The following is a 24929-nucleotide window of genomic DNA, read 5'->3' as shown; positions in this document are numbered from 1 at the left end:
GGAGCAAGAGTAGCGCATGCTACTTCACCAGTAACATGCGCTCTAGCGATTCTCTGGCTTTGTCGGCAACGGCCGGCGGTACGTAAATTTCCGGCTTCATCGTTTCCAGGCATTTAACCAGTTTCTTCAGGTTGTTGACCTTCATGTTTGGACACACCAGGAACTTGGTGGCAAAATGAAACTGTTTATCCGGGCTATCCAGTCGCAGCTGGTATCCTGTACCATCTTCCGTCCCCACGATAAATTCCTTGGCAGAAGAATTTTTACAATATTCAAGAATGGCTGTCGTGCTGCCTACAAAGTCTCCCATCTCTACGACTTCTGGACGACATTCCGGGTGTACGACAAACTCGGCATTTGGATATTTGGCTCTCATCTCAACGACATCTTTTACAGTCAGCATATCGTGAGTGTTGCAATACCCTTCCCAGATAATCATTTTTTTGTCTGTGTGCTGCTGAACATAATGTCCGAGGTTTTTATCCGGCACCCAGATAATCTCATCAGAATCAACAGATTGAATAACCCGGACTGCATTGGCCGATGTACAACAGATGTCGGTCTCCGCCTTAATCTCAGCCGAGGAATTGATATACGTCACTACTTTTGCATTGGGATGTTGCGCTTTCAGTTTACGCAGGCCCTCAACATTGACCATGTCTGCCATGGGGCATCCAGCACGCTCATCCGGAATGATAACCGTCTTGTTCGGGGCCAAAATCTTAGCGCTTTCACCCATAAAATGAACCCCGCAGAATACAATGACATCCGCATCCGTTTGTGCGGCTTTCTGTGCCAATAGAAATGAATCCCCACGAAAATCGGCTACTTCCTGTACTTCGTCACGTTGGTAATAATGAGCAAGAATAATAGCATTACGTTCCTTCTTCAACTCCATCAGCCGCGCTCGCAGCTCCCGGTTCATCTCAGCCTTGCGCTCTAAAGCCAGAGCTTCCACCTGTGATCCTCTCCTTTGACGGACAGCGCCATGCGCCGTTTCCTGTGACTATCTGCGTCGATATTTTCGCTTGAGAAACGAATCACAAGCGGTTTAACACCTAATGTACACAACGTTCACGACTCTGTCAATAAATGAAAAGGGCACAGAACAACACCCTAATCAACCGTTTCCTGCGTAGTTCGCGCTCTAGCTCGCAGTTATCATTATCTCTGCAATTTGAACAAAACGCACAAAAAAAGAGAGCCTCTCGGCTCTCTTTGATCTGTTCTCAGAACAGGTTCTGTTAGACATTAAGACGTTGGCTTCGTACCACCATCATCTGGATCATTACTGTTGCCTTTATCCAGATTCGGAGCATCGTTAGGAATATCTCCGGCAGGTGGTTCAGGTGTTTCGTCTTTGCCTTGAATGCGAACACGCACATCACCGATGTTATCGACGATTGGTTCTCCGCCTTCACTTGGCGTACCTTCGTTATCATTATCGCTCTCCGGTTTTGGAGTCAAGGAACCTGTCTCGATCAATTGTTTGATCTGATCCATTTCCAGTGTCTCCACTTCAAGCAACGTTTGAGCGATCAAATGCATTTCTTTGGAATGTTTTACGAGCAAGTCCTTACATTTCTCGTAACATTCATTGATAAAGCGCTGCATTTCCTGATCGATCTCATAAGCGATGGAATCCGAGTAATTCTGTTCATGGCCGATATCCCGTCCAAGGAATACCTGTCCTTGTGAACTTCCGAATTGCATAGGTCCCAATTTCTCACTCATACCGTACTCCATAACCATGCTGCGAACAATACCTGTCGCTTGCTGGAAGTCACTGTATGCACCGGTACCAATTTCACCAATGAACAATTCTTCTGCCACACGGCCCCCGAGGAGTCCTGTAACTTTGTCCAAGAGCTCTTGCTTGGTAACCAGCATACGGTCTTCTTTTGGCAACATGATTACATATCCACCCGCACGTCCGCGCGGAATGATGGTCACTTTATGTACCATATCGGCATGTTCCAGGAAGTATCCTACAATGGTATGGCCTGCTTCGTGATAAGCAACGATTCGTTTCTCGCGATCACTGATGACACGGCTTTTCTTCTCCGTACCTACAATGACACGGTCGATCGCCTCGTCTACCTCACGCATGGAAATATCTCTTCTGTTACGGCGTGCCGCAAGCAATGCCGCTTCATTCAGGAGATTCTCAAGATCCGCACCAGAGAAGCCTGTTGTACGCTTCGCAATAATGTCCAGTTTCACATCTTTTGTGAGTGGTTTGTTACGGGAGTGTACTTTCAGTACCGCTTCACGACCTTTTACATCAGGGCGGTCAACCGTAATTTGACGGTCAAAACGTCCCGGACGCAGCAGGGCAGGGTCCAGAATATCTGCACGGTTCGTTGCAGCCACGATGATAATACCCTCGTTGGCTCCGAATCCGTCCATTTCAACGAGCAACTGGTTGAGCGTTTGTTCACGTTCATCGTGACCACCGCCAAGGCCAGCTCCACGCTGACGACCTACAGCATCAATCTCGTCAATAAAGATGATACATGGGGCGTTTTTCTTTGCATTTTCGAACAAGTCACGTACACGGGAAGCACCGACACCGACAAACATTTCGACGAAGTCAGAACCCGAGATACTGAAGAACGGCACACCCGCTTCACCTGCAACGGCACGAGCAAGCAACGTTTTACCAGTACCCGGAGGCCCCACGAGCAATACGCCCTTAGGAATCCGTGCACCTACAGCTGCGAATTTGCGAGGATCTTTAAGGAAGTCAACGACCTCAACAAGCTCCTGCTTCTCTTCGTCCGCACCTGCGACGTCTTCAAATGTAACCCGCTTCTTCTCTTCGTTATAGAGACGGGCACGGCTTTTACCAAAGTTCATTACTTTACCGCCGCCGCCTTGTGCCTGATTAAACAGGAAGAAGAACAGCAGGAACATAATGATCAAAGGAATAAAGGATGTCAGAAGTGTCAGCCAGATGCTGTCACCTCTCATTGGCTCCTGATTTAACTTGAAATTATTAGCTTCACTTGCCGCTACAAGCTCACTAATCGCTTCATCCGTAGGAGGAATGTACGTTGAGAAATTTTCTGATTTGGCTTCGCTAGGCTTCTCTCTATATTGACCGGTCACAAGAAAAGACTGACCGTCGAATTGAACCGTCAATTCCGAGATGTTGTTCGCCTTAACCGCCGTGCGCAACTGATCATATCTAGGATTATCTGTGGCTTCGCCGCCATTGCTGACGAACTGCACTATGCCCACCACGACTAAAAAAAGAATCAAATAAAAACCAGAATTCCGGATGAACCGATTCATCCCCTACCTCCTCTCGAGACACTTTAATTATTTTAACATAGCCCGACATGGCTTCTCAACAGAAGGCACGAGCAGAACTGGGCTTGGAACTAGCATGCTTATTAACTGCTGTATACTTCCGGTTTCAAAATCCCGATGTAAGGGAGATTTCGGTACTTCTCGGCATAATCCAAACCATATCCGACGATGAATGCGTCTGGAATGTCAAAGCCGGTGTAATGAGCTTCAAGCTCCACCTTACGGCCTGAAGGTTTGTCAAAAAGCGTAACCACGCGCACCGTTTCGGCACCGCGATTTTGAAGCAGTTCAATTAAATAACTGAGCGTAAGTCCACTATCGATAATATCTTCGACAATGAGAACCTCACGGCCTTCAACCGAGACGTCGAGATCCTTGATGATCTTAACAACGCCTGACGATTTGGTGGATGCTCCATAACTTGATACTGCCATGAAATCCATTTCAACAGGTACCGTTATGTTTTTAACCAAATCAGCCATAAATATAAACGCACCCTTGAGCACACAAATGACCAAAGGATTGCGACCTGCATATTCGGCACTTAGTGTTGCGCCTAATTCCTTGACTTTACTTTGAATTTCTTCTTCACTGATCAATACTTCCTGAATGTCGTTCTGCAACTGTGCGAACCTCCTAAGTTATACTATGAAAGCCTTACCTGAACCATAACCACTACCCCTGAATCGCTGAATTGCCTACAGTCATGTACAGGATGGCGGAAGTATCCTCCTTCACCGGTGCAATATTCGACCGGCGAACACCCGGCAACCAGACAATGTTGCCTGCTCCGTCACAAACCACGGGAATACGCGGACGGACAGAGGGGGGGATTTTTTCATCGATGAAAATATTTTTCACCTTTTTGCTTCCGTTTAATCCCATGACTTTCATGGTATCTCCAGGTAACCGTGAACGCACAACCAGCGGCATGAGCAGTTGATCCGCATCAAATGCGGCCTGATCAGCCGTTTCCGGTACAAGATAGTCCTCGGGACTCATAGGAACGATCCGAAGATATCGGTCAATCTCCCTGAGTGAAAGCTCATAAGGTCCGTTCCATTGCACGAGACGATACTCGAAAGATTGATCCTGTACGTCTGTCCGTAAGCCAAAGGAAACCAGATCATACTCCCGGGTACAAACGAGTGTCTGTCCTAAATCTAGGCTCCAGGTCTTCGCATAAGGCTCTATCACCTTGCGGCGAATGGTTTCGATACGGGTAAAGTCGACAAAATCACTGTCCAAAGGCAGATAATTCAATATTAGTTTAATCAACCTTCGTTGTAAAGCGACATGTAACTTCAAAAAGGAAGGCACCTCAAAGGTTTGCCTTCCGCCGTTCACCTGCACTAGACACCTGTATGCGTCATATGCACCTTGCTCCATGAAATCGTCTTCATCGCCCACAATTTCGGCAAGCCGATTCAAAGACGGCGTGAGCTGTCCATTATATTGCCCCAAATAAGGAAGCACATCCAAGCGAATGGCATTGCGCCGATATTTACGCTGGGAATTGCTTGCATCATTAAAGTACAGAAATCCCTGAGTATTACAAGCTTCTACAAGGTCTGTCTTGTTTATACGAAGACATGGACGAATAAGTTCCACATTTTTTTCACGGCGTTTAAACTTCATTCCGGACAGTCCGGTTAACCCGCTGCCACGTAATAAATGAAGCATAACGGTCTCTGCCTGATCATCCGCATGATGTGCCAGAGCAATGCTTGCTGCACCATATTTATCAGCTACCTCATGCAGAAATGCATACCGCCTATCGCGTGCTGCTTCCTGTGATCCCTTCCCTGTAAGCTTCATATAGGAAGGAATATCGGCCTTCACCCATTCAAAAGGAATATTCAGCTGTGCTGCCATTTTCCCGACCATTTCGGCTTCTTCATCGGATTCTGCGCGGAATCCGTGATGTACATGAGCACAGACCAGTTCCAGCGGAACATGTCTCGTACTGATCTCATGCATAATATGCAAAAAAGCCACCGAGTCCGGTCCGCCCGATACTGCGACGATGATCCGATCCCCGGGAACCCATAACTGATGCTCTTCCGCTGCCTCCAGCACATGATTCACCAGCTCGTTCCAGCGTAAAGCCTCCATACCTGTTCCTCATTCCTTGCGTTATGTATATGCACCTGTAAAAATTAAAAACGCAGTGCATAGATGAGTACCCCAATAAGTAATATAACGGATACAGCGAATGCATTTTTCAGCCAGCGTGGTGTAGTGCTTGATGAACGCCGGCGAAGATGTGTTGGCCGGGCCATCATGTCTTTCCAAGCCTTGGCTGCATGTCCGGCATCCCGGAACTGTCCCCGAAGGGCCTGAATCGTCCAGTTACGAAACGGTCGCAGCCTTTCGCTCCGCTCCACCAGGGCCGTGAGCTGATTGACACTCCGCAGTTGTGGCAATCCTTCGGCAGCCAGCGCCTTGAGTGCTTCACCCTCCAATACATGAATCAGTAACAGGGCAAAAGCAAAAACATCGTAGGTGCCATCTGCTGTTCGGCTTCCGCCATTCCAGAAGCCCCTATCATACCATTCGGTAAACTGTTTCACACTTCGTCCAATCGACGTTACTCCACCATAATCAATGAGCTCCACTTGACCAAAATCGGATACCAGTACGTTCTGAGGCTTAAGATCACCAAACACCCATCCCGCCTGATGTAATTGTGCCAGCTTCTGTAAGAGTCTAAGCCCAACCAGCAGTGTCCAGTCCGTCCCTTGACGCCTGATGAAGTGGTGAAGAGCTTCACCCCGAACATAACGCATCACATAAAAGGGAATGTCCCGTCCCTGAATGGCATAATCGTCCACATCCTTGAGATAGGAAGGAATACCACTCTGCTTCAGGGCCTCATGATTACGCTGTAGCTGAAACGATTTGAGCACATTGATCTCTGACTGCAGATCGAACGGATCAAATCCCATCTTAAGTGCATAGTGCTTGCCATTCTCACCCCGCTGGACAAGAAAAACGATGCCGTTGGCGCCTTTGCCCAGCAGCTTGCGAATCGTATAACGGCTGCGATTCCATTTTCCCGTAATTACTGTTCCTGGCGGGAAAGAGGCATCAGACAACGTTGTCACCGAGCATCCCTTCTCTTTCAATGCGATAGTTCCCTTCTATTTCCTGCTGTCCCTCCAGTGTACCATAACGGTAAAAATCAATCACCTTCTGAATCGCAGGACCTGTCGGGGTCGCACCTTTCATCTGCAAACGTCCAAACAGCGAACGGACACTGCCCAGATCCGATGTCCAGTTGATATCCATCACAGCCTCTTCTCCACTATGGCGACCCGGGAAATGAAATACCGAGAGCTTGCTCTGCCCTACACGCGACTGCAAGCTCAACATCAAATCCCGGATTCCTTCTTCAACCGCAGCGAGCTTCGGCTTCATGCTTGCACTTACATCGATCAACAGGATTACCTGAAGAGGGGCTGTTTCAGCCAGATTATCTATTACTTCTACCACCTGAGCACGCTGTGCAGGTTCAAGGTCTGTTACGGTTTTGGACACCTTCTCTCCCAAAATTTGTGTTAACTCTCTATTAACCGCCTGCTGAATGGTCTGAACCACCGTTTTCCTTGTCATCATCTGCATCGTATGGGCAAGCTGCCTTGTGCCGACAATCTGGCTGATCCCCCCTCCGGCTTTTGCAATATCCTCAATCTCCCGGCTACCCAGTTCACCAATGGTTCCATAATCGATCACACCAACTACATTGACCGTGATCCCCTCTTCACGGGCTTCCGCTGCTGCCAGTACCGGACTTGTACCTACATTAGAACAACCGTCGGTGATCAACAAGATCTGCTTCATCCGAAATCCCTCCGTTTTTCGTTACTCTCCAATTCTATGACTAGCATTGCCAGAATGAAGAGACTTCAAACAGAGAACGATGCAATTAACTTACTGTACGGGGACGCTCCATCCGGTTAATACCCGGTACTCGCAATGTGGCCCATTCCGGACGGTAGTGCTCTACTTTTCCTACAACGACAGTCATATCATCCAAAATCTCATGCTGCTGATATCGAATCACGCTCTCTAGCAGGCAGTCCGCTACCTCCTGCGGATCGTCACTATCAATCTCCTGAATGAGACGTTTCATCCATAGCTCCTTGTTGACGGCATACCCTGGGGCATCATAAATTCCATCCGTCATCATAATCAATATATCGCCCGGTTGAAGCTGTACAGTGACCAGATCCACTTCGATATCTTTAATAATGCCAATGGGCAGGTTGCTGGCCGATACCTGAATAACCTCCTGTCCGCGTTTAATAAAGCTCGGAGTTGAGCCGATTTTCATAAATGTGGTCTCTGCCGTATATTCATCGATTAGAGCCATGTCCACCGTGGCATACATCTCTTCAGGTGAGCGCAGCATCAGCACAGAGTTCACGGACTTGATCGCCAGCTTCTCATCCATGCCCGATTGAAGCAGCTGTTCCAAAATATTTAACGCGGCACTGCTCTCCATGCGCGCACGTTCCCCGTTGCCCATACCATCACTGAGTGCCACCGCAAAGGTACCATTCCCCAGTTCAACCGTGCTGAAGCTGTCCCCGGATAACAAATCTCCCCCTTTGGCAGCCGCAGCTACCCCTGTAGTCACCTCATAGGTTTTGGCTGATCCAAAGGTAACGGTTGCCAGACCCTGACGCGGATCCGTCATCGTCTCATGAAGAACAGCAATATGCTCGTCCAGAACATCCGAAATCAGCGGTGCGATCATCTTCCGGCATTCATCAAATCCCCTCGTGTAGGCATGAACAATCTCGATTTCCACATTGCCTGCTTCCAGATTGATAATCTCAATCGAATGAATGGACAGGCCCAGCGACTCCAGCGCATCCCGAATCTGTTCCTCCTGCTGTACCATCTCCTCACTTTCCCGTTGGATTTCTCTGGCCAGGTCCTCCATCACCTGGGATACTCCGGATAATTGCTCGGCAACCAGCTGCCGGCTGTCCACAATCTGACGCTTCCACTGCATATTATGCTGGTAGAGCCCATACTGGGCACGCATAACCTCGAGCACCTCCTCCGGTTTGGCACATACCCTGTTCCACTCCACAGGAATTTGTTTGCCCGACATCTCCGGGTTGGCCTCAATGGAACTCATCACATCCGTCATGTATTTATAGGTTTGAATAAACTTTGCATCCCAGCACTGTGCACGTTTGAAGCACCCTGCACACGTTCCCTCTGCTACCGCATTCATGAAATGCTCCATGCCGCCTTCGTTCTGTACCGGTTCCCCCGTACCGGACATCTGATCGAAGCTGCGGGAAAGCTGGCGGAATACCTGTGAGAAGCGGGTCACCCGTTCTGCCGTGATATCCCGAATTCGCTTCGCATATTCATGCTGCGATTTGGTATGATCCTGTGTACCTGGCACATATTTGGATATGGCCGCCATCATGCTTTTAGGTGTAAGCATGAAAAGAACAATGGCTGCGCACGTCTCCCATAAGGAGTTCATCACGTCACCTGGACCGCCCAGATAAATGGATAGAATGGATGAGCCGAGCAGCATCCCCAGTGCAACGCCTGCACGTTTGCCCTCTCTAAGCATACCCGCCAGCATCCCGGCAAAAGCGAGCAAACTCATTTGGTATACGGCGGACATGTCAGCGAGACTCAAAATCAGCCCCGTAATGACCCCGACGGATGCCCCAAGGGGGGCTCCGCCCACCAGCGCGAAGATCAGAATTAAATAACGAGAGAGCATATGCTCCACGGAAAGGGACTGAATGGTCCAGCCCACCGCGCCTGTCATAACGGAGGCCAGCAATATGATCAGGCAGAGGATCTCCTCGCTCTTTAGGTTGAATTTCTTTTTGCGGTAAGTAAAAATCGGTATAGCTTGTATAAAAACCAGGGTAAGCACGAAGCTGAGTACGGAGTCCATCGTGAGCATTAACATCGCGTACCAGCTGAAAGACGGCCCAATGACGACTGCGAATAACTTGACCATAAAAGTAGTCGTAAACACCATTGTTGGTGCATAAGATAATTCAGCACGGTCATAAGACTCCAGCCCTCTGAACAAGAGATAGAAGATCGCCATCTCAGACGCAACGATAAGTGGAACCGGGAACGGAGCAAACAGACTCCCAGCCAGCAAAGCGGCCCCAACGGGAATCATGTAATCCCTTCGCATGAAGGCAATCACCGCGAAGTAGGCAATTGCAAAGGGCGATAGTTCATTCAGGATCATGGCCTTCCCTAATAAAAATCCCATAAATGTAAGGAGCAGCACCCATTTGCGTGCAGCAACGAACTGGACAGCCTTGCGGGAGGTAATCCACTGTTTGAGACGTACGGACAGCTCCTCCCGAGCTTCTGTACTCCCTTTACCAGCTTTCATTCCCGGAAATTGAATGACATTCCACTTTTCCATCATCCCAAGGCACCCCATTCGATTATTTGTTTTCGTGTTTCATTCTCGATGGTTCTGATTATAGATAGATTAGAAGACGTAGTTTGTCACAATAGGTGGACAGGGTTCAAAAAGTTTACGACAAAAGAAACAAGCCTGGCGCGGAGGAGCGAAACCCCCGGCCTTATTATCATTCCATCCTTTACAACCTGATTCACCGAGGACGGGGTTGTCTTATTTTGAATGGCATTTGTTCTGCCTTTAACTTGAATTGAACGGGATACCTGCGGAATGGCATGGAAACATGTCGGTAAAAAATGGTAGACGACAAATGTTCTTATTTCCTATGGTCCTTGTGCGAAAAAAGTGCATCTGTGGAGCACTACTTTACAAGAAAAGCCAGGAATCCAGTGGAACGCGCATAGGCGACGGTAAACCCCAAAAAATATGCGCAACCAACAGACTAAAAGAAAAAAAGGACAAAAAAGCCGTCGACCCTTACGGGTTAACGGCTTTTCTTATATTTTAAATCAGGTTGATACAGATTACACGCGCTTGGCTCCACGGCCTCCGCGTTTGCCCTCTGTGTTCTTCTTGAGCGAAGAGATCCGCTCTTCACTATCTTTCAGGAAGCGTGACATTTTATCCTCAAATGAAGGTTTGCCTGCTGCGGGCTTGAAAGAACGGCCTCCACGGTCGCGGTTAAATCCACCGCCGCCGCCACGGCCTTGGCCGCCACTTGGGCCTCCACCGCTGAATCGTTCGCGATCTCCTCCACTGCGTTCCGGTCTTGGAGCTCTTGGGGGTCTGGATTGTGTTTGTTGCTCAACCGGTTTGTCAACAGCTTGCTTAATGGAAAGTCCGATTTTGCCATCCTTGTCAACGTTGATGACCTTCACTGTAACGACGTCATTAAGTTTCAGGTGGTCGTTGACATCTTTGACATAATTGTCGGCGATTTCCGAGATGTGAACGAGACCCGTGACACCTCCTGACAGATCCACAAATGCTCCAAAATGCGTGATGCCTGTCACCTTGCCCTCTAACTTGGTGCCCACTTCAATTGCCATAGAATAAAATGATCCTCCCTTAAAAATATACAACCCGATTTTTTAGATGCCAAAATCAATGCTGTGCTAAATGTAATTATACCTTATGCCGCAAACCAAGGTCAACAGAGCTCTACCCCGCAGGGGAGCCTATTTTTTACAGTATAACGGCTTCAGATATATGGATAATAATTCTTGCTCAGTCATGAGCGTAATTTCATCAGTTCCCTGACTCTTCAACCTGGATTGGCGTCTCTTCAGGCAAGTAATAGCCTTTTTTCCGCGCCAGCTGTCCTATGTATTCAGGGTCCTTCAACCGACTGACTTCATACTTCAACTGATCCAGCTTCTTCTGCGTCTCTTCCTTCGAAGCCTGCTGTGCGGCCAATTGCGAACTCTTGTCCGAAATCTGTGCATTCTGTACAAGGAACGTATATCCTGCCCAAATGACAAATACAACGACGAATGTCATCCAGAGCATGAGGCGTCTTCTTGCGCCGGCAGATTTCCCTTGGCCTGTTGGGGCTGCAGATCTCCCCACAGGTGTTTTACCCATTTTTGGACCTCCTTAAAACCAGCGTTTCCATATCGTTGCAATACTTGAACCCGCACGGATCATCCAACGGGGCGTTACCCAATGCTTCAGGAGCGGCCTAAACATCCAGCGGAACAACTTGCCGAAAGGTACCAAACATTGCAATACCAGCTTGCCCAGGAATATCAGTATCGCGAGCACAAAACCCAATATCACGCGAACTAGCTTGTATAGTCCCTTCGCTGGCATAACGAACAGGATGTTAAGGATATGTCCACACCAATGAATAAGTGTTCTTGCGAGTTTAATTAACATTACCACAAAACGCTGGGTTGTAACACTTAAAAGCCAAAAATAGAAGCAAACCCCTATAATTAGCCCCAAAAAGACATAAAACCGCAGCTGTCCGTGGTTTCCGGCATACAGCATCCGGAAAACGAACAGCGCGGAAGCAACCCAGTACAACAGGTCAAGCGTGTGCATGCTCCATCTAGGGAAGCGCAGCTGACCGGACAGTACCCGGTAACTGTCGTAGGCCATACCCATTACGATTCCCGACAACAGCATCCATGTTAATGTGATCCACTGCGTGTCCAGACTCATCGGAACATCTTGCCGAACAGGCCTTTACTATTCTTGTTCTGGGAACCGGGGTCCAGATATTGCAGAGAACTGACTGTACCTTCAATGGATAGCAAACCTTCCTCCAGGCTCAAGTTTTTGATATGTAAATTGTGCCCCCGGATGGTCAGATGCCCAAGTTCAGTCTGCAGCAAAAATTCCTCACTGTCGAAGCTCTCTACATTGGAGACACCTGTCAGATCCAGCAGTTTGCGATTTTGCATGCTCAAATGATGCTGTTTCGGTTTACCGTGCTCAACCATGGCATGTACCCCTCCTTCTTACACCTAGCTTATGGAGGCGAAGGCGGGAATAGAACCAGGGATCATGAAGGAAATGCTTCTGCTTATGCAAACACAAAAGCACCCTTCCTGTATAGGAAAGGTGCTTCTATCTCACTTACTTTCATTCACAAAAGAGCATATCGGGCAGATGATTACCAGTTCAGCCCGTTATCCTTGGCGATCGGCTCTTCCTTAACCAAGGTATAGAGGCTGCTCGCCTCGTCCTTCTTGGTGCTCTCAGCAAGACGTTCCACCTTCACAGTGACCAGCTTCTGACCGAACTGAACCGTCAGCTCATCGCCCACTTTAACAGCAGCGCTTGGCTTCGCTTCACGTCCGTTAATCAGAACACGCCCCTGTTCGGAGACGTCCTTGGCCACAGTGCGGCGTTTGATCAGCCGGGAGACCTTCAGGAATTTATCAAGACGCATTATTTTACGGCTTCTTTAAGTTTGTTGCCTGCTTTGAATGCAGGAACAGTGGACTCAGGAATAACGATTTCATTCCCTGTTTGTGGGTTACGTCCGGTACGACCGGAGCGTTTGCGGGTTTCAAAAGTGCCAAAGCCGATCAGTTGTACTTTGTCTCCGCTTGCGAGTGCATCTGTAATTTCTCCCAAGAAGCCGTTCAATACGGACTCAACGTCTTTTTTAGTCAAACCGCTTTTGGTGGAAATGTTGTTAATCAGATCTGTTTTGTTCATTTTTAAAAGCCTCCCAAATTAAAAAGAAAGTATCTGCGAATCCTGGCAAACCGACTGATTGCCGCGGCTTTCGCGCAAGGTTACTACACATGTATTCTGGCTTGGATTCTGAATTCCTGCCTCGGCCAGCGACTTTTTTTGGCTGATGATGAACCTGTGCCTATAGAAAGTCTAAGTCCAATACCCGGAATGTTGTCCGATCAATCAGGAATAACCTAACCCAAATATGAACACATGTTCGTATAGCATATCATACCATTGAAAAACATGGAACAAGGATATTTGAACAGTTTACTTGGTCTACCCTGTTACAGTCCAGCCTTCTTCGCAGCTTGCCAGAATTGCTCCATCTCTTCGACGTTACTATCTGCAGGTGTCCGTCCAAGTTCACGAAGCCGCTCCTCAATATATCGGAACCGCTGAGTGAACTTGCGGTTGGTGGCAGCGAGAGCCTCCTCCGGGTCCGTATCAATGAAACGAGCCACATTAGCCGTAGCAAACAGCAAATCGCCCAGTTCCAGCTTCCTCTCTTCAGCCGATTGATTGCTACGCACTGCTTCTTTCAGTTCTGCCAGCTCTTCTTCAATCTTGGCAAATACGCCATTCACATCATCCCAGTCAAAACCAACCTTGGCTGCTTTCTTCTGGAGCTTGTATCCTTTCATCAAGGCAGGCAAATCGCGGGGAATACCATCCAGCACCGAAACGGTCTGTTGATCGATCCCTTTGCGCTTCTTCTCCTCTGCCTTCATCTGTTCCCAGTTCTGCAGTGCTTCATTCGCATTCTCGGCCTGATGCTCGCCAAATACATGAGGATGACGGAAAATGAGCTTGTCATTAAGCCCTTCAATGACATCATACACATTGAAGGTGCCCACTTCCTCTTCCATCTGGGAATGCAGCAGAATCTGCAGCAATAAGTCCCCAAGCTCCTCTTTCATGTGGTCAGGATCATCTTCATCGATCGTTTCAATGACCTCGTACGTCTCTTCAATCAGGTTCTTGCGAATCGACTGATGGGTCTGCTCCTGATCCCACGGGCATCCGCCCGGGCTGCGAAGAATATTAACAATTTCATGCAACCTTGCAAAAGAGCGGCGTCGCAGGGCATCATCCGTGTTTTTCGGCACGTAAATGAGGGAGAGGTTTCCGTAACCTTCAATCCGGTCCAGCTCATGAAGAGGTACCTTGTGGATGATCTCCTGATCCTGTACACCGAGGGCGTGTCCAACAAATACCGGATAATCATCTGGATATACATCCATCAGGCATAGCTTCACATCAGACGCAGTAAACACATCATAAACCTGCCCGATCAAGGTATGCAGCTGAGGCTGCACTAGTTCCGTGCTCAGGCTGCTTGCATCAAGAAGTTGGAAGCCTTCAATGGGGTCAAATCCGAGACGGATAAAGGCTTCATCCAGGAAACTCTCTCCCCCCATGACACGAAGTGAGATCCCCATTTGCGGGCAGCGTTCCTTAAGCAGCCGTACACTCGCCTCTGCCACCATCGGATGGCCTGGCACAGCGTAGACAATCTCGGTTCCCGGCTCTCCCTGACGGGCAGCCTCAATGAGGCGACTCGCAATCTCGTCATAGACCTCCGGGAATGATGCTTTCGCCTCGTAGATTGCATCAAATGATGTCATCTCCAGCCCTTCCTGCTTCAGATCATTCAGCACAGGATGATCCAATGTGCGGACATACAGCGTAGCCGCTTGTTTCATTTTCTTGATAATACCTACTGTCAGCTGATCTGCATCTCCTGATCCAAGACCAACGACGGTCAAAGCTGCTGCGCTCATTTTCAAGCCTCCATCCGAACCATTCTGCAGAATGCCTCCCTTTGTTACATCGACATGAGGAACATACGCAGAACAGCGCTCTATAATTACACGTATTATAACAGAATCAGTGGATATCCAATAATTTCACACGTAAAAGGGTGAGACAGGGCTACCGCAGGACATGCAGCCTGCGAAGCAATTTGGCCAGGCGCGGTCCAAGCTTCGGGATCGCGGCCAGATCTGTGGCGGTCAGCAGCCCGGTACGGGCTGACGCCAGCAAGAACACGGCTGCGCCTGCGGCAATGCCAAGCAGGCTTATGCCTATCGCGGCCAGCCTGCGATCGGCCGCGATGCCCATGCCGCCGAGCACCGCTCCGGCAGCCCAGGCCATGCCTGCCGCCGCCACGCTCATGGCGGCGATCACCAGCGCCGGCTTCACCAGGACGGCGCCAGGGGCAGGGCGCATCGCGGTACGCCGCGCCAGCAGGGCCACATTCAGGCCAGCCGCCAGCATATAGGCGACTGCGCCTGCCAGGGCCGCGCCGCTGATGCCCAGCGCGGGCACAAGCATGACGTTCAGCAGCGCCTTGACGCCTGCGGCGGCCAGCATGCTGAACGCGGGTGCGCGCACGGCGCCGAGGCCCTGCAGCAGCGCCGCCGCAATGATGCTGACGGTGCTGCCCGCCGCCGTCAGCGCCATATACCGCAGAGCTTCGGTGCCTGCGGCATCACCGTACAGCATGCGGTTGATCGGTTCTGCCAGCACCGCCAGACCAGCGGATGCAGCCAGACCGATTAACCAGAACCAGCGCAGCGCGATGCTTGCCTGCTGCCTGACGGCTTCCGGCCCGCCCTTCAGGCGAGCTTCGGCCATCGCCGGAATGAACAGCACGGATAGCGACGTAGCAAGCATCGTCACGAGCTGTACAAGCGGTAACCCCCGATTGTAAATTCCGAACGACACCATGGATTCGACCTCATCCAACCCTTCACTTCTTAGAAGCCGGGGCACCGTGAAGGTATCCACCAGGTTCATCAGAGGTACAGCGAGCGAACCCAGACAGACGGGAATGGCATATACCAGCAAGGTTCGAATCCATTGACCATTGGTGGGGAGCTTCTCCGGTCGAGGCCCGTTTTTTGTCCCTTGCTGTAGTTGTCCCTCCCTGGCTTCCGATCTCTGCAAGCCTTCCATCACTTCTTGGGATAGACCCGTTTTCCTGCTCTTTCGCCGCCTACCGTACATATAGGCGAGCATGGTGAGTAACCCCACAAATCCACCGGCAACGGAACCTAGCATGGCTCCGGCAGCAATGGACTCCAGTGATGCTTCCCGCTTCATCAGCCATAGCAGCAGCACAATCATTACCGTCACACGAATCGTCTGCTCTACAACCTGTGACACAGCGGTCGGCACCATCTGCTGTAAACCCTGAAAATATCCACGGAGTCCAGTCATTAGCGGGACAAATAGCAGTGCAAGCGCTGCAGCCCGAATAGAAGGAATGACATGTCCATTACCAATCAGATGACCTATAAGTGGTGCACCAATGTACATCAGTATGGCCAGGATTAATCCGATGCCTCCAAGAAGCATGGAAGACAGACGGATAATCCGTTTGCCCTCCTCGGGCCTACCCAGCGCATGTTGTTCGGCAACAAATTTGGATACGGCAACAGGCAGTCCGGCGGCAGCAATCGTAATAATAAGCATATAGAACGGATATACCGTGTTATAAATGCCAAAAACACCGTCGCCCCCTAGATTCTGTAACGGAATCTTTTGAAAAGCACCGATGATTTTAGAAATAATGGCAGCAAGGCCAAGCACAAATGCACCCTGCAGCAATCTTGAGCCAGTAGTAGACGGCTGTTTCATAAGTCCCTCCTACAGTTATCCAAGCGATAATATCCAGTAAGCATACTTTGCTATTATACCTGCCTGAAGCCGCGCAGACTAACCTTCTGTTGAAGTTCCCTCTATCCGCTCTTAATTCAGCCTTTTTAAATGCAAAAAAACTCCTGTCTGCCGAATAGGCATCAGGAGTTAATCTGCAGTTTATTGTTCCATCTGCTTGCCAAGGAAGCCAGCAGCTGTCTCAGCCATTTTTACTTCCATCTGGGACATCTTCACGGATTCATCCTTGTTATACAGAATGACGGTTCCAATAGGGTCTCCACCCGAAATGATGGGTGCAATGACGAAAGAGGATAATGTTTCATCATGATCCTTGCTGATCTCATAGGAGCCACTACCTGTCTCAACGATGGTCTTGCGATTTTCCATGCAGCTCTCTACCAGCTGACCTACCTGCTTGTCCAGATATTCCTTCTTGGAGCCGCCCGCTACCGTAATAATGGTATCGCGGTCGGAGATCATGGTTACATGACCTGTACTCTCATACAACGATTCAGCATATTCTTTGGCGAAATCGCCCAGTTCGCCGATCGGCGAATATTTTTTTAGAATGACTTCTCCATCACGATCCACAAAAATCTCAAGCGGATCTCCTTCACGAATTCGTAACGTACGACGGATTTCTTTTGGAATGACCACACGGCCGAGGTCATCAATACGGCGGACAATACCAGTAGCTTTCATTTCACATGTTGCCCCACTTTCTCGAGAAGATTTTTCAACTACTGTTCCTTAATGGGTAGAGGAAAGTCCCAGAACGTTTAGTGTGATATCTTGACCATAGTATTCATCTGTTCCCATTTCCTTATACATACTTTGAAGAATATAGTTGTGTTCTCTTCGCAGAAGGTGACCATGTACCCATTACGCTGCTGTCTGTACAAAAAGAAGCAAGGGGCAGGCCATAAGTCCTCCCCTTGCTTCTCTAAGCTTGTCCAGAAAGTAAGTGTGCTGCAGCTCGTTTCTTACTTGCTGCTTGTATCTGCACTATCGCCTGTTGTTGCATCGGACTCTGTTTTAGTACCTTGATCTGTTTTAGCGTCAGTACCTGTGGACTCGTCCGTTTTGGTTTCTGTAGATTTGTCACCTTCGGTTCCAGTTCCAGTACCCGTTGTGCCTTCAGTGCCTTCAGTAGTACCTTCTTCAGCCTTGTCTGTCTTCGGCAGGTTTACTTCCTTCACGATCTTATCCAGTTCATTCGTCATGAACGTATCGATCTCTGCAGCTGCCAATTGGCTTTTGAGTGTTTCTTTTTGCTCATCTGTCAATTTGCTGTAGTCTGCTTCCGTACGGGATTCCACTTTCATCACGTGATAGCCGTATTCCGTCTCAACCGGATCGCTGATTTTGTTGATCGGCAATGTTTTGGCAGCTTCTTTGAACGCTTCTACCCAGTTGGATACAGGGGTATTTTCGTACAATCCGCCATTATCTGCAGAGCCTGGATCTTCGGAGTATTCTTTTGCAACTTTTGCAAAGTCTTCACCGGCATCCAGTTTAGTTTTAACTTCTTTCGCAATTTTCAAGGCATCTTCTTTTTTACGCTCTTTTTGCGTATCTGGGTCCGTGAAGTTAATCAGAACGTGACGAACCGAAGCGGTTGTGAACTGATCCTTGTTTGTTTCAAATTCTTTTTTGATTGCATCTTCCGTAACGCCAGTCTCTTTATCCTTGATAACGGTCATGATGCGAGTCATGTAATCCTTGATGTTTTGATCTGTCAGGTTCTGAGCTTTCAACATTTCAGTCCATTGATCGGCTTGAACAGAAGCCTTCATTTTGTCGAACTGCTCGGTAGCCACTTTGGCACCTTCTGTTTTGGCTTCTTCACTCGCTTTGCCACTCAAATATTCATAAGCAACTTCCTGGCGCACCAGGTAGTCCTTGAAATCGTCCATCTCCATCATTTGTGCATATTCCGGATAGAGGAATTTCATGACCCGTTGCTCCATATCGAATTCATTGGCTGTAATTGTACCGCCATCATATGACGCTACAACAGCGCTTGTATCATTGGTTTCTGGTGTAGCTGCTTCATCCTTCTTGCCGCATGCAGCAAGCAGTGATAAGGACAGTACTGCAACCATACTCACGGAGAGTACTTTCCCTACTTTTTTATACTTTGGTAACATCCTTTGGTTCCCCCTTTGATTTAAAAGCACTCTTCATGGACTCCAGAAATTTCTCTACCAGCTCCATCAGTTGCTTGTCCCCAAGCCCTTTGCCTTTGACATGAATAAGCATATGGGGTCCTTGTTCAAATTGTACACGTCTTTCGAACTGATTTCCAATGTGCGCAATTTTCGAGAGCTCAAATGCATGCTCACGGCCTTCGTAGAATTTCACGGTAAGGTCGTCACCACGCTGCGTAATGGACTCAATTCCGTACATTTTCCCGTACACTTTCAACCTGGCTACAGCCATAAGATTAATGACAGCTTCCGGAAGGTCGCCGAATCGGTCAACCAATTCGTCTTCCAGCTCCATGGCATCGTCGAAAGAGGCAATAACCGCCACTTTTTTGTAAATCTCAATCTTCTGTATACTGTCATAGATATAATCACCCGGCAAGTAGGCATCGATGCTGAGATCGAGCGTGGTGCTCCATTGATCGGAAGGTACCGGCTCTTCCCCAAGCATGGTGACTTTGCGTTTGTTAATTTCCTCGGCCAACATCTGAGAATACAGGTCGAATCCGACTGAGGCAATGAAGCCGTGCTGCTCTGCTCCCAGCAGGTTCCCTGCTCCGCGGATCGATAGATCTCGCATCGCAATTTTGAATCCCGACCCCAGCTCGGTAAACTCCTTAATAGACTGCAGACGTTTCTCTGCAACCTCGGTCAGCACTTTATCCCTTTGGTACGTAAAGTACGCATAGGCAATTCGATTAGACCGTCCAACGCGCCCACGCAGCTGGTACAGCTGGGAAAGGCCCATTTTGTCTGCATCATGAACAATCAGGGTATTTACATTCGGGATATCTACCCCTGTCTCAATGATGCTTGTGCTTACGAGCACGTCATATTCGCCATCCAGGAAGTCCAGGATGGTTTTCTCCAGCTCTGTCTCCGACATTTGACCATGGCCCACGCCCACTTTGGCTCCAGGAACCAGGTCAGCAATTTCGGCAGCCATTTCCTGAATTCCTTGAACTCGGTTATACAAATAATACACCTGACCCCCACGTGCCAGTTCCCGCTCAATGGCTTCCCGAACAAGCGCCTGACTATGTTCCACGACATAGGTCTGCACCGGGAACCGATTCTCTGGTGGTGTTTCAATAACCGAGAGATCACGCACTCCCAGCATGGACATGTGAAGGGTACGCGGAATTGGTGTAGCCGTCAATGTGAGCACGTCCACGTTTGTTTTCAGCTTCTTCAGTTTCTCCTTATGGGTTACACCGAAGCGCTGCTCTTCATCAACGATAAGCAGTCCAAGATCCTTGAATACCAGATCCTGCGATAACAACCGGTGCGTACCAATGACAATGTCGACTGTTCCACTTTTAATGCCTTTGGCGGTCTCATTTTGTTCCTTACGGGAACGGAACCGGCTTAGGACATGAATATTGAATGGATACCCCGAGAAACGTTCACGGAATGTCTCATAATGCTGCTGTGCCAAGATCGTGGTCGGAACGAGTACCGCAACCTGTTTGCCTTCGATTGCCGCTTTGAAAGCAGCACGAATGGCAACCTCGGTTTTTCCGTAACCGACGTCTCCACATAGCAGACGGTCCATGGGACGATTTTGTTCCATGTCCTTTTTAATTTCTTCAATCGCACGGACCTGATCACGAGTTTCATCATAAGGGAACATGGCCTCAAATTCCTGCTGCTCGGCAGAGTCCTTCTCAAAACCGAAACCTTTTGAGGTCTGACGCTCCGCATAGAGCTTGATCAGATCGTCGGCGATATCCTGTACAGATGAACGAACTTTATTTTTAACCCGTGTCCACTCGTTACCACCCAGCTTGTAGATCTTGGGCTCTTTCTCTTCTGACCCGACATATTTCTGGATCAGATCGATCTGTTCGATCGGTACCGACAGTTTATCCCCACCAGCATAGAGAATATGCATATAGTCCTTATGAATACCGCCAACCTCAAGCGTACCAATGCCTAGATATTTACCAATCCCGTGGTTCTGATGGACAACATAATCGCCCACCTTCAGCTCACTATACGATTTAATCCGTTCTGCATTATCTACATTACGGCTTTGTTTGCGTGCCTTGCGCTGCTTTTGAGAGAACATCTCACCTTCGGTTACGACGGCTAAATGAATGGACGGCAGTTCGAATCCGGTCTGCAGGTTACCGATAAGCATTTCCGGTTCCGGTATATCGTAGTCCATGAGGACGCGCCGCATACGATCGAGTCTTTCTTCCCCGCTCGCCAGCATAAGCACATGCACTCCGGCTTTCTGCCAGCGCTCCATCTCGGCCTTAAGCACATTCATCTGTCCGTGGAAATCCTGCATGCCCCGACTGATAAAATTCAGAATGTTTTGAGGCTGTGTATGTGGAACCTGACGCAAGAAGATCGACATAAACAGTGTCTGGAATGGACGTTCATATAACAGCTCATCCCCATCTGCCGACAAATGAAGATCAGGCAGCGTCTTTCCGTTTTGCATCAAATGCAGGTTCCACTCCGATTCATCCCGGTCGAGCTGCTTGGACGTTTCAGCCAGCCGTGCAGGTTCGTCCAGAACAAGCAGCGTGTCCTCCGGCATGTAATCGTAGATGGTTTTATGCTCCGGATAGAGCGGTGATATATATTTATACATTTCAGAGAAATACACATGCTCCCGCAGCAGCTCAATCTCCCGGTGAATTTCTTCACGGAGACGCAGCTTGGCCTGGCGATCAGTCATTTTCTCCAGTTGTTTTTCCAGTAAAACGACAGCTTCATCCGCAGCCTTCTCCATACGTTCGCGGTCAGCAATCAATTCCTTGCACGGCAGCACCGTAACGTCATCGATACGTTCAATTGAGCGTTGATCCGCTGGGTCGAATGTTCGTATGGAATCAATTTCATCGTCAAACAATTCCACCCGATAAGCAATGGACGATGTCACTGGATAAAAGTCGATAATTCCTCCGCGCACGCTCATCTCGCCGCGAGATTCAACCCGTTCTACACGTTCATATCCAAGCTTCACCATCTCCAGAAGGAACGAGTCCAGATCGAGTGTATTCCCTTGTTTGATGGTAATCTGAGCATTCGCCATCACTTCCGGAAGAGGGACATAACGCCGCACGCCGGAAAATGGAATAACAACAACGCCCCTAAAACCTTGGGCGCAACGAACTAACACATCAATACGCTGACCCAGTGTTTCCGGACTGGAAACAGCGGCTTCAGCGGCTACAAGTTCATTCGCAGGATAGAGCAGCACCTGATCTGGTGAAAGCGCTTCCTGTAAATCTTCTGCGATTTTTTGTGCGGAAAACATATTGTGTGTAACGACGAGCAGTGGTCGGTTCATCTCTTGGTGCAGAGCTGCCAGCATGATCTGGCGCGCTGATCCGGACAATCCTGAGACCAGCTGCTCTTTCATACCGGACGTAATACCGGCAGTAATGGATCCAAAATCGGGATCTTTGGAAAAAGCCTGTATAAGTGCTTGTAACAAAAGGGGCACCTCTCTTATAACTTACTTGATTAGTTCACGCCAAAGCGCAGTATTATCATTCTGAATTGGATACAAATTCCTTTTTGTCCTGTTTCATCATATCGGATTACTCGCTTCATTACCACATCAGGTTCAACCAATAACCCAAATTCCGTCATCAGCATTTTCATTCCCAAATTGAAAAGAAGCCTCAGCAGGCTGCCAAGGCTATAAAGGTGGAGCGGTATTCCGCGGCCCCCATCATCTGTTATCCATCTTCGCTGCGAACCAGGCTTATTATTGAAGCGGGCTCGCCAGTAAGCTGAGCTCAGGATTGAGTTCAAGCGCTTCTTTGCAATAATCGCATGTAATCCGAACGGTAATATCCCCACCGGAATTATACGCTATTATATCCCTCCGCTCGTCGGGGGTCAAGAAATGAAAGCCCAACTGTTCTTCTGATATTCGGGCAGAATCGATTCGGCCAATAAAGGTACGGCAGTGCCTGCACACATAATTCACTGACATGTTTATGCCTCCTGAACATGGTTTATACGTCCAGTATGCCCATTATGACTGAATTGAACCCGGTTTTGATCATTTTTTCCAACGTGGTCTTCCAACAATTATTACCCGTTAAACTTAGCCATTGTCTGCTCAAATGTATGATTCAGGCTATGCTCCAAAGCATCACAGGTTTGCTCAATGGTATGTTCGAGCGCTTCCTTCTCTTTCTTCATAAATGTAGACAGTACATAATCAACAATGGCGTGTCCAGGTTCCGGGCGCGAAATGCCCATCCGTACACGGTTGAATTGCTGTGTGCCGGTATGCTGAATAATGGATTTGATTCCATTATGGCCGCCAGCGCTACCTTGATAACGCAGTCTGACTTTGCCAATCTCCGTGTCCATGTCATCATAAACGACAATCAGATCTTCCAGACTGACTTTGTAAAAGTCCATATATGCCCGTACCGACTCACCGGACAGATTCATGAATGTCATGGGTTTGATCAACACGGTTTTCACACCGCCAATATTTCCTTCTCCAATTAACGCTTTGCATTTGCTCTGAGTAATGGAAATCCCATGACGACTGGCCAGTTGGTCCAGTGCCATAAAGCCAATATTATGTCGTGTTTTGGCATAGTTTGAGCCCGGGTTACCCAGGCCTACAATCCACTTCATCTTATTCCCTCCTTCGGATCACATGAGGTGAGGCATAGACTTCGAATGTTATATTTCATATAATATCAAGAAAGTGAACTTCCTATTTACTGTAATTTTCACGATTATTATCTTATTAACCCAGGAAGGTGAGCGGGTTTTGCGCGAAGATAACGGACAGCTGACTCAACATAGTGATTTTATCTATCATCTCGAATACCATGTACCCGTACAAGTATATGATCGCGACACCCATATTGAGATCGGATTGATTACACGTTTCGATAATCAATTTGTCGAAATTGCCGACACTCTTTTTCATCGGCGGCGTTTTCGCTTCATTTCACGGCCAGGATATTAATCATCCGGCCTCTCCATGCATCGTTATAATGGCACGCCGACAGGGGTTACATTTTCCGTTCGACCGGAAAACGTAACCCCTCTACTACTTTGTGCAGACATCCTTATTCAATTTCAAACAGCTTGCTGATTGACAATTCCTCATGAACCCGGATAATGGCTTCCCCGAGCAAAGGTGCTACAGACAACACTTTAAGTTTGCTTGTCGGATTGGCATGCGTGATTGGAATCGTATCCGTTACGATAACTTCTTTCAGTGGTGCATTCTCCAAACGCTCCATCGCTGGTCCGGACAATACCGGGTGAGTACAGCATGCGTATACTTCCTTCACGCCGCCTTCCATCAGTGCATTTGCACCCAGCACAATGGTTCCTGCCGTATCGATGATATCATCGATCAGGATCGCTGTTTTACCTTCAATGTTACCGATAATGTTCATAACTTCACTTACATTCGGCTCCGGACGACGTTTATCAATGATGGCCAGAGGTGCATTCAGGAAATCAGCCAATTTCCGTGCACGAACTACACCACCGTGGTCAGGGGATACAACGACCGGATTTTCAATCTGTTTGGAGCGGAAATATTGAGCCAGAATCGGCACACCAAGTAGATGATCCACTGGAATATCAAAAAAGCCCTGGATTTGCATGGCATGCAAGTCCATCGCAATCACGCGGGTAGCTCCTGCTTTTTCGATCAGATTGGCTACCAGTTTCGCTGTAATTGGATCACGCGAACGTGCCTTACGATCCTGTCGTGCATAACCGTAATACGGAATTACAACGTTAATTGTCTTGGCTGATGCCCGTTTCAGTGCATCAATCATGACGAGCATCTCCATCAGGTTGTCATTAACCGGCAAGCAAGTGGACTGTACAATGTATACGTGACAGCCCCGAACGCTCTCGGAGAGCTTCACTTGAATCTCACCATCACTGAAGCTGGTTGTGTGAGATTCACCCATAGGAATTCCGATATAATCAGCAATTTGATGGGCAAGCTTGGGGTTAGAATTGCAAGTAAATATTTTTAATTTCGAATCAAAATAAGTCATAAAATAAAAACCCTCCGTGCTGGTTCATTGGAATCTATAAGCGTCTGCGACATGTCGGCACCTCCCGAAGATCGGGAGGCAATCAGAATATCAATA

General features: G+C 48.5%; 22 protein-coding genes. 1 reads left to right on the top strand and 21 read right to left on the bottom strand.

Annotation, left to right across the window (positions count from 1 at the left end):
* Window positions 1–19 precede the first annotated feature (19 nt).
* From nadA to pth, 20 genes are all read right to left on the bottom strand, one after another.
* Window positions 20–958: a quinolinate synthase NadA gene (nadA, locus tag PIL01S_RS27445; protein ID WP_095362242.1), complete on the bottom strand. Its 939-nt coding sequence runs from the start codon at window positions 956–958 to the stop codon at window positions 20–22.
* Window positions 959–1251: 293 nt separating this feature from the next.
* Window positions 1252–3297: an ATP-dependent zinc metalloprotease FtsH gene (ftsH, locus tag PIL01S_RS27440; RefSeq protein ID WP_127540874.1), complete on the bottom strand. Its 2046-nt coding sequence runs from the start codon at window positions 3295–3297 to the stop codon at window positions 1252–1254.
* Window positions 3298–3398: 101 nt separating this feature from the next.
* Window positions 3399–3938 (bottom strand): hypoxanthine phosphoribosyltransferase, encoded by a 540-nt coding sequence (hpt, locus tag PIL01S_RS27435; RefSeq protein WP_127540872.1) that lies wholly within the window; start codon window positions 3936–3938, stop codon window positions 3399–3401.
* 52 nt (window positions 3939–3990) lie between these two features.
* Window positions 3991–5430, bottom strand: a complete 1440-nt coding sequence (gene tilS / locus PIL01S_RS27430) for a tRNA lysidine(34) synthetase TilS (RefSeq protein WP_127540870.1) — start codon at window positions 5428–5430, stop codon at window positions 3991–3993.
* A 44-nt stretch (window positions 5431–5474) separates the two neighbouring features.
* Window positions 5475–6422, bottom strand: a complete 948-nt coding sequence (locus PIL01S_RS27425; protein ID WP_127540868.1) for a serine/threonine protein kinase — start codon at window positions 6420–6422, stop codon at window positions 5475–5477.
* A complete protein-coding gene (locus PIL01S_RS27420; RefSeq protein ID WP_095293366.1) occupies window positions 6406–7158 on the bottom strand; it encodes a vWA domain-containing protein in 753 nt (250 codons plus the stop codon). Before PIL01S_RS27420 ends, PIL01S_RS27425 begins: the two co-directional genes overlap by 17 nt.
* Before the next feature lie 85 nt (window positions 7159–7243).
* A complete protein-coding gene (gene spoIIE / locus PIL01S_RS27415) occupies window positions 7244–9751 on the bottom strand; it encodes a stage II sporulation protein E (RefSeq protein ID WP_174818736.1) in 2508 nt (835 codons plus the stop codon).
* Between the two features lie 521 nt (window positions 9752–10272).
* Complete coding sequence (locus tag PIL01S_RS27410; protein WP_095293365.1) at window positions 10273–10797, bottom strand: S1 domain-containing RNA-binding protein; 525 nt, start codon at window positions 10795–10797, stop codon at window positions 10273–10275.
* A gap of 199 nt (window positions 10798–10996) precedes the next feature.
* A complete protein-coding gene (locus tag PIL01S_RS27405) occupies window positions 10997–11332 on the bottom strand; it encodes an FtsB family cell division protein (protein ID WP_127540866.1) in 336 nt (111 codons plus the stop codon).
* 12 nt (window positions 11333–11344) lie between these two features.
* Window positions 11345–11914 carry a spore cortex biosynthesis protein YabQ gene (yabQ, locus tag PIL01S_RS27400; protein WP_127540864.1) on the bottom strand — a complete coding sequence of 190 codons (570 nt, stop codon included), beginning with the start codon at window positions 11912–11914 and terminating at the stop codon, window positions 11345–11347.
* Window positions 11911–12195 (bottom strand): sporulation protein YabP, encoded by a 285-nt coding sequence (gene yabP / locus PIL01S_RS27395; protein ID WP_095293362.1) that lies wholly within the window; start codon window positions 12193–12195, stop codon window positions 11911–11913. The genes yabQ and yabP overlap by 4 nt, the downstream gene beginning before the upstream one ends.
* A 173-nt stretch (window positions 12196–12368) precedes the next feature.
* A complete protein-coding gene (locus PIL01S_RS27390) occupies window positions 12369–12647 on the bottom strand; it encodes an RNA-binding S4 domain-containing protein (RefSeq protein ID WP_095293361.1) in 279 nt (92 codons plus the stop codon).
* Window positions 12647–12919 carry an HU family DNA-binding protein gene (locus tag PIL01S_RS27385; RefSeq protein WP_017691362.1) on the bottom strand — a complete coding sequence of 91 codons (273 nt, stop codon included), beginning with the start codon at window positions 12917–12919 and terminating at the stop codon, window positions 12647–12649. The genes PIL01S_RS27390 and PIL01S_RS27385 overlap by 1 nt, the downstream gene beginning before the upstream one ends.
* 308 nt (window positions 12920–13227) lie before the next feature.
* The gene (gene yabN, locus PIL01S_RS27380) at window positions 13228–14724 is read right to left on the bottom strand and encodes a bifunctional methyltransferase/pyrophosphohydrolase YabN (RefSeq protein ID WP_127540862.1); all 1497 of its coding nucleotides are present in this window, start codon (window positions 14722–14724) and stop codon (window positions 13228–13230) included.
* 151 nt (window positions 14725–14875) lie between these two features.
* Window positions 14876–16585, bottom strand: coding sequence for a putative polysaccharide biosynthesis protein (locus tag PIL01S_RS27375; protein WP_127540860.1), 1710 nt, complete (start codon window positions 16583–16585; stop codon window positions 14876–14878).
* A 180-nt stretch (window positions 16586–16765) separates the two neighbouring features.
* Complete coding sequence (spoVT, locus tag PIL01S_RS27370) at window positions 16766–17308, bottom strand: stage V sporulation protein T (RefSeq protein ID WP_095293358.1); 543 nt, start codon at window positions 17306–17308, stop codon at window positions 16766–16768.
* 281 nt (window positions 17309–17589) lie between these two features.
* Complete coding sequence (locus tag PIL01S_RS27365) at window positions 17590–18756, bottom strand: peptidylprolyl isomerase (RefSeq protein WP_127540858.1); 1167 nt, start codon at window positions 18754–18756, stop codon at window positions 17590–17592.
* Window positions 18740–22267, bottom strand: coding sequence for a transcription-repair coupling factor (mfd, locus tag PIL01S_RS27360; RefSeq protein ID WP_127540856.1), 3528 nt, complete (start codon window positions 22265–22267; stop codon window positions 18740–18742). Before mfd ends, PIL01S_RS27365 begins: the two co-directional genes overlap by 17 nt.
* A gap of 276 nt (window positions 22268–22543) precedes the next feature.
* Complete coding sequence (locus PIL01S_RS27355; RefSeq protein WP_095293355.1) at window positions 22544–22774, bottom strand: anti-sigma-F factor Fin family protein; 231 nt, start codon at window positions 22772–22774, stop codon at window positions 22544–22546.
* A 101-nt stretch (window positions 22775–22875) separates the two neighbouring features.
* Window positions 22876–23436, bottom strand: a complete 561-nt coding sequence (pth, locus tag PIL01S_RS27350) for an aminoacyl-tRNA hydrolase (protein WP_095293354.1) — start codon at window positions 23434–23436, stop codon at window positions 22876–22878.
* Between the two features lie 139 nt (window positions 23437–23575).
* Here pth and PIL01S_RS27345 point away from each other — a divergent pair, with 139 nt between their 5' ends.
* Window positions 23576–23776: a hypothetical protein gene (locus tag PIL01S_RS27345; RefSeq protein ID WP_024633712.1), complete on the top strand. Its 201-nt coding sequence runs from the start codon at window positions 23576–23578 to the stop codon at window positions 23774–23776.
* A gap of 103 nt (window positions 23777–23879) precedes the next feature.
* Here PIL01S_RS27345 and PIL01S_RS27340 read toward each other — a convergent pair whose 3' ends face one another.
* Complete coding sequence (locus PIL01S_RS27340; RefSeq protein WP_017691370.1) at window positions 23880–24833, bottom strand: ribose-phosphate diphosphokinase; 954 nt, start codon at window positions 24831–24833, stop codon at window positions 23880–23882.
* Window positions 24834–24929 lie beyond the last annotated feature (96 nt).

It is taken from the genome of Paenibacillus illinoisensis NBRC 15959, assembly GCF_004000925.1.
Lineage (GTDB): Bacteria > Bacillota > Bacilli > Paenibacillales > Paenibacillaceae > Paenibacillus > Paenibacillus illinoisensis.
This window is presented reverse-complemented; position numbering and strand designations above follow the sequence as displayed.

What these genes read in the sequence shown, in the direction of transcription:
- ftsH (WP_127540874.1), bottom strand. Translation starts at nt 3,297, where the DNA reads ATGAATCGGTTCATCCGGAATTCTGGTTTTTATTTGATTCTTTTTTTA.
- tilS (WP_127540870.1), bottom strand. Translation starts at nt 5,430, where the DNA reads ATGGAGGCTTTACGCTGGAACGAGCTGGTGAATCATGTGCTGGAGGCA.
- PIL01S_RS27420 (WP_095293366.1), bottom strand. Translation starts at nt 7,158, where the DNA reads ATGAAGCAGATCTTGTTGATCACCGACGGTTGTTCTAATGTAGGTACA.
- spoIIE (WP_174818736.1), bottom strand. Translation starts at nt 9,751, where the DNA reads ATGATGGAAAAGTGGAATGTCATTCAATTTCCGGGAATGAAAGCTGGT.
- PIL01S_RS27410 (WP_095293365.1), bottom strand. Translation starts at nt 10,797, where the DNA reads ATGGCAATTGAAGTGGGCACCAAGTTAGAGGGCAAGGTGACAGGCATC.
- PIL01S_RS27405 (WP_127540866.1), bottom strand. Translation starts at nt 11,332, where the DNA reads ATGGGTAAAACACCTGTGGGGAGATCTGCAGCCCCAACAGGCCAAGGG.
- yabQ (WP_127540864.1), bottom strand. Translation starts at nt 11,914, where the DNA reads ATGAGTCTGGACACGCAGTGGATCACATTAACATGGATGCTGTTGTCG.
- yabP (WP_095293362.1), bottom strand. Translation starts at nt 12,195, where the DNA reads ATGGTTGAGCACGGTAAACCGAAACAGCATCATTTGAGCATGCAAAAT.
- PIL01S_RS27390 (WP_095293361.1), bottom strand. Translation starts at nt 12,647, where the DNA reads ATGCGTCTTGATAAATTCCTGAAGGTCTCCCGGCTGATCAAACGCCGC.
- PIL01S_RS27385 (WP_017691362.1), bottom strand. Translation starts at nt 12,919, where the DNA reads ATGAACAAAACAGATCTGATTAACAACATTTCCACCAAAAGCGGTTTG.
- yabN (WP_127540862.1), bottom strand. Translation starts at nt 14,724, where the DNA reads ATGAGCGCAGCAGCTTTGACCGTCGTTGGTCTTGGATCAGGAGATGCA.
- PIL01S_RS27375 (WP_127540860.1), bottom strand. Translation starts at nt 16,585, where the DNA reads ATGAAACAGCCGTCTACTACTGGCTCAAGATTGCTGCAGGGTGCATTT.
- spoVT (WP_095293358.1), bottom strand. Translation starts at nt 17,308, where the DNA reads ATGAAAGCTACTGGTATTGTCCGCCGTATTGATGACCTCGGCCGTGTG.
- PIL01S_RS27365 (WP_127540858.1), bottom strand. Translation starts at nt 18,756, where the DNA reads ATGTTACCAAAGTATAAAAAAGTAGGGAAAGTACTCTCCGTGAGTATG.
- PIL01S_RS27355 (WP_095293355.1), bottom strand. Translation starts at nt 22,774, where the DNA reads ATGTCAGTGAATTATGTGTGCAGGCACTGCCGTACCTTTATTGGCCGA.
- pth (WP_095293354.1), bottom strand. Translation starts at nt 23,436, where the DNA reads ATGAAGTGGATTGTAGGCCTGGGTAACCCGGGCTCAAACTATGCCAAA.
- PIL01S_RS27340 (WP_017691370.1), bottom strand. Translation starts at nt 24,833, where the DNA reads ATGACTTATTTTGATTCGAAATTAAAAATATTTACTTGCAATTCTAAC.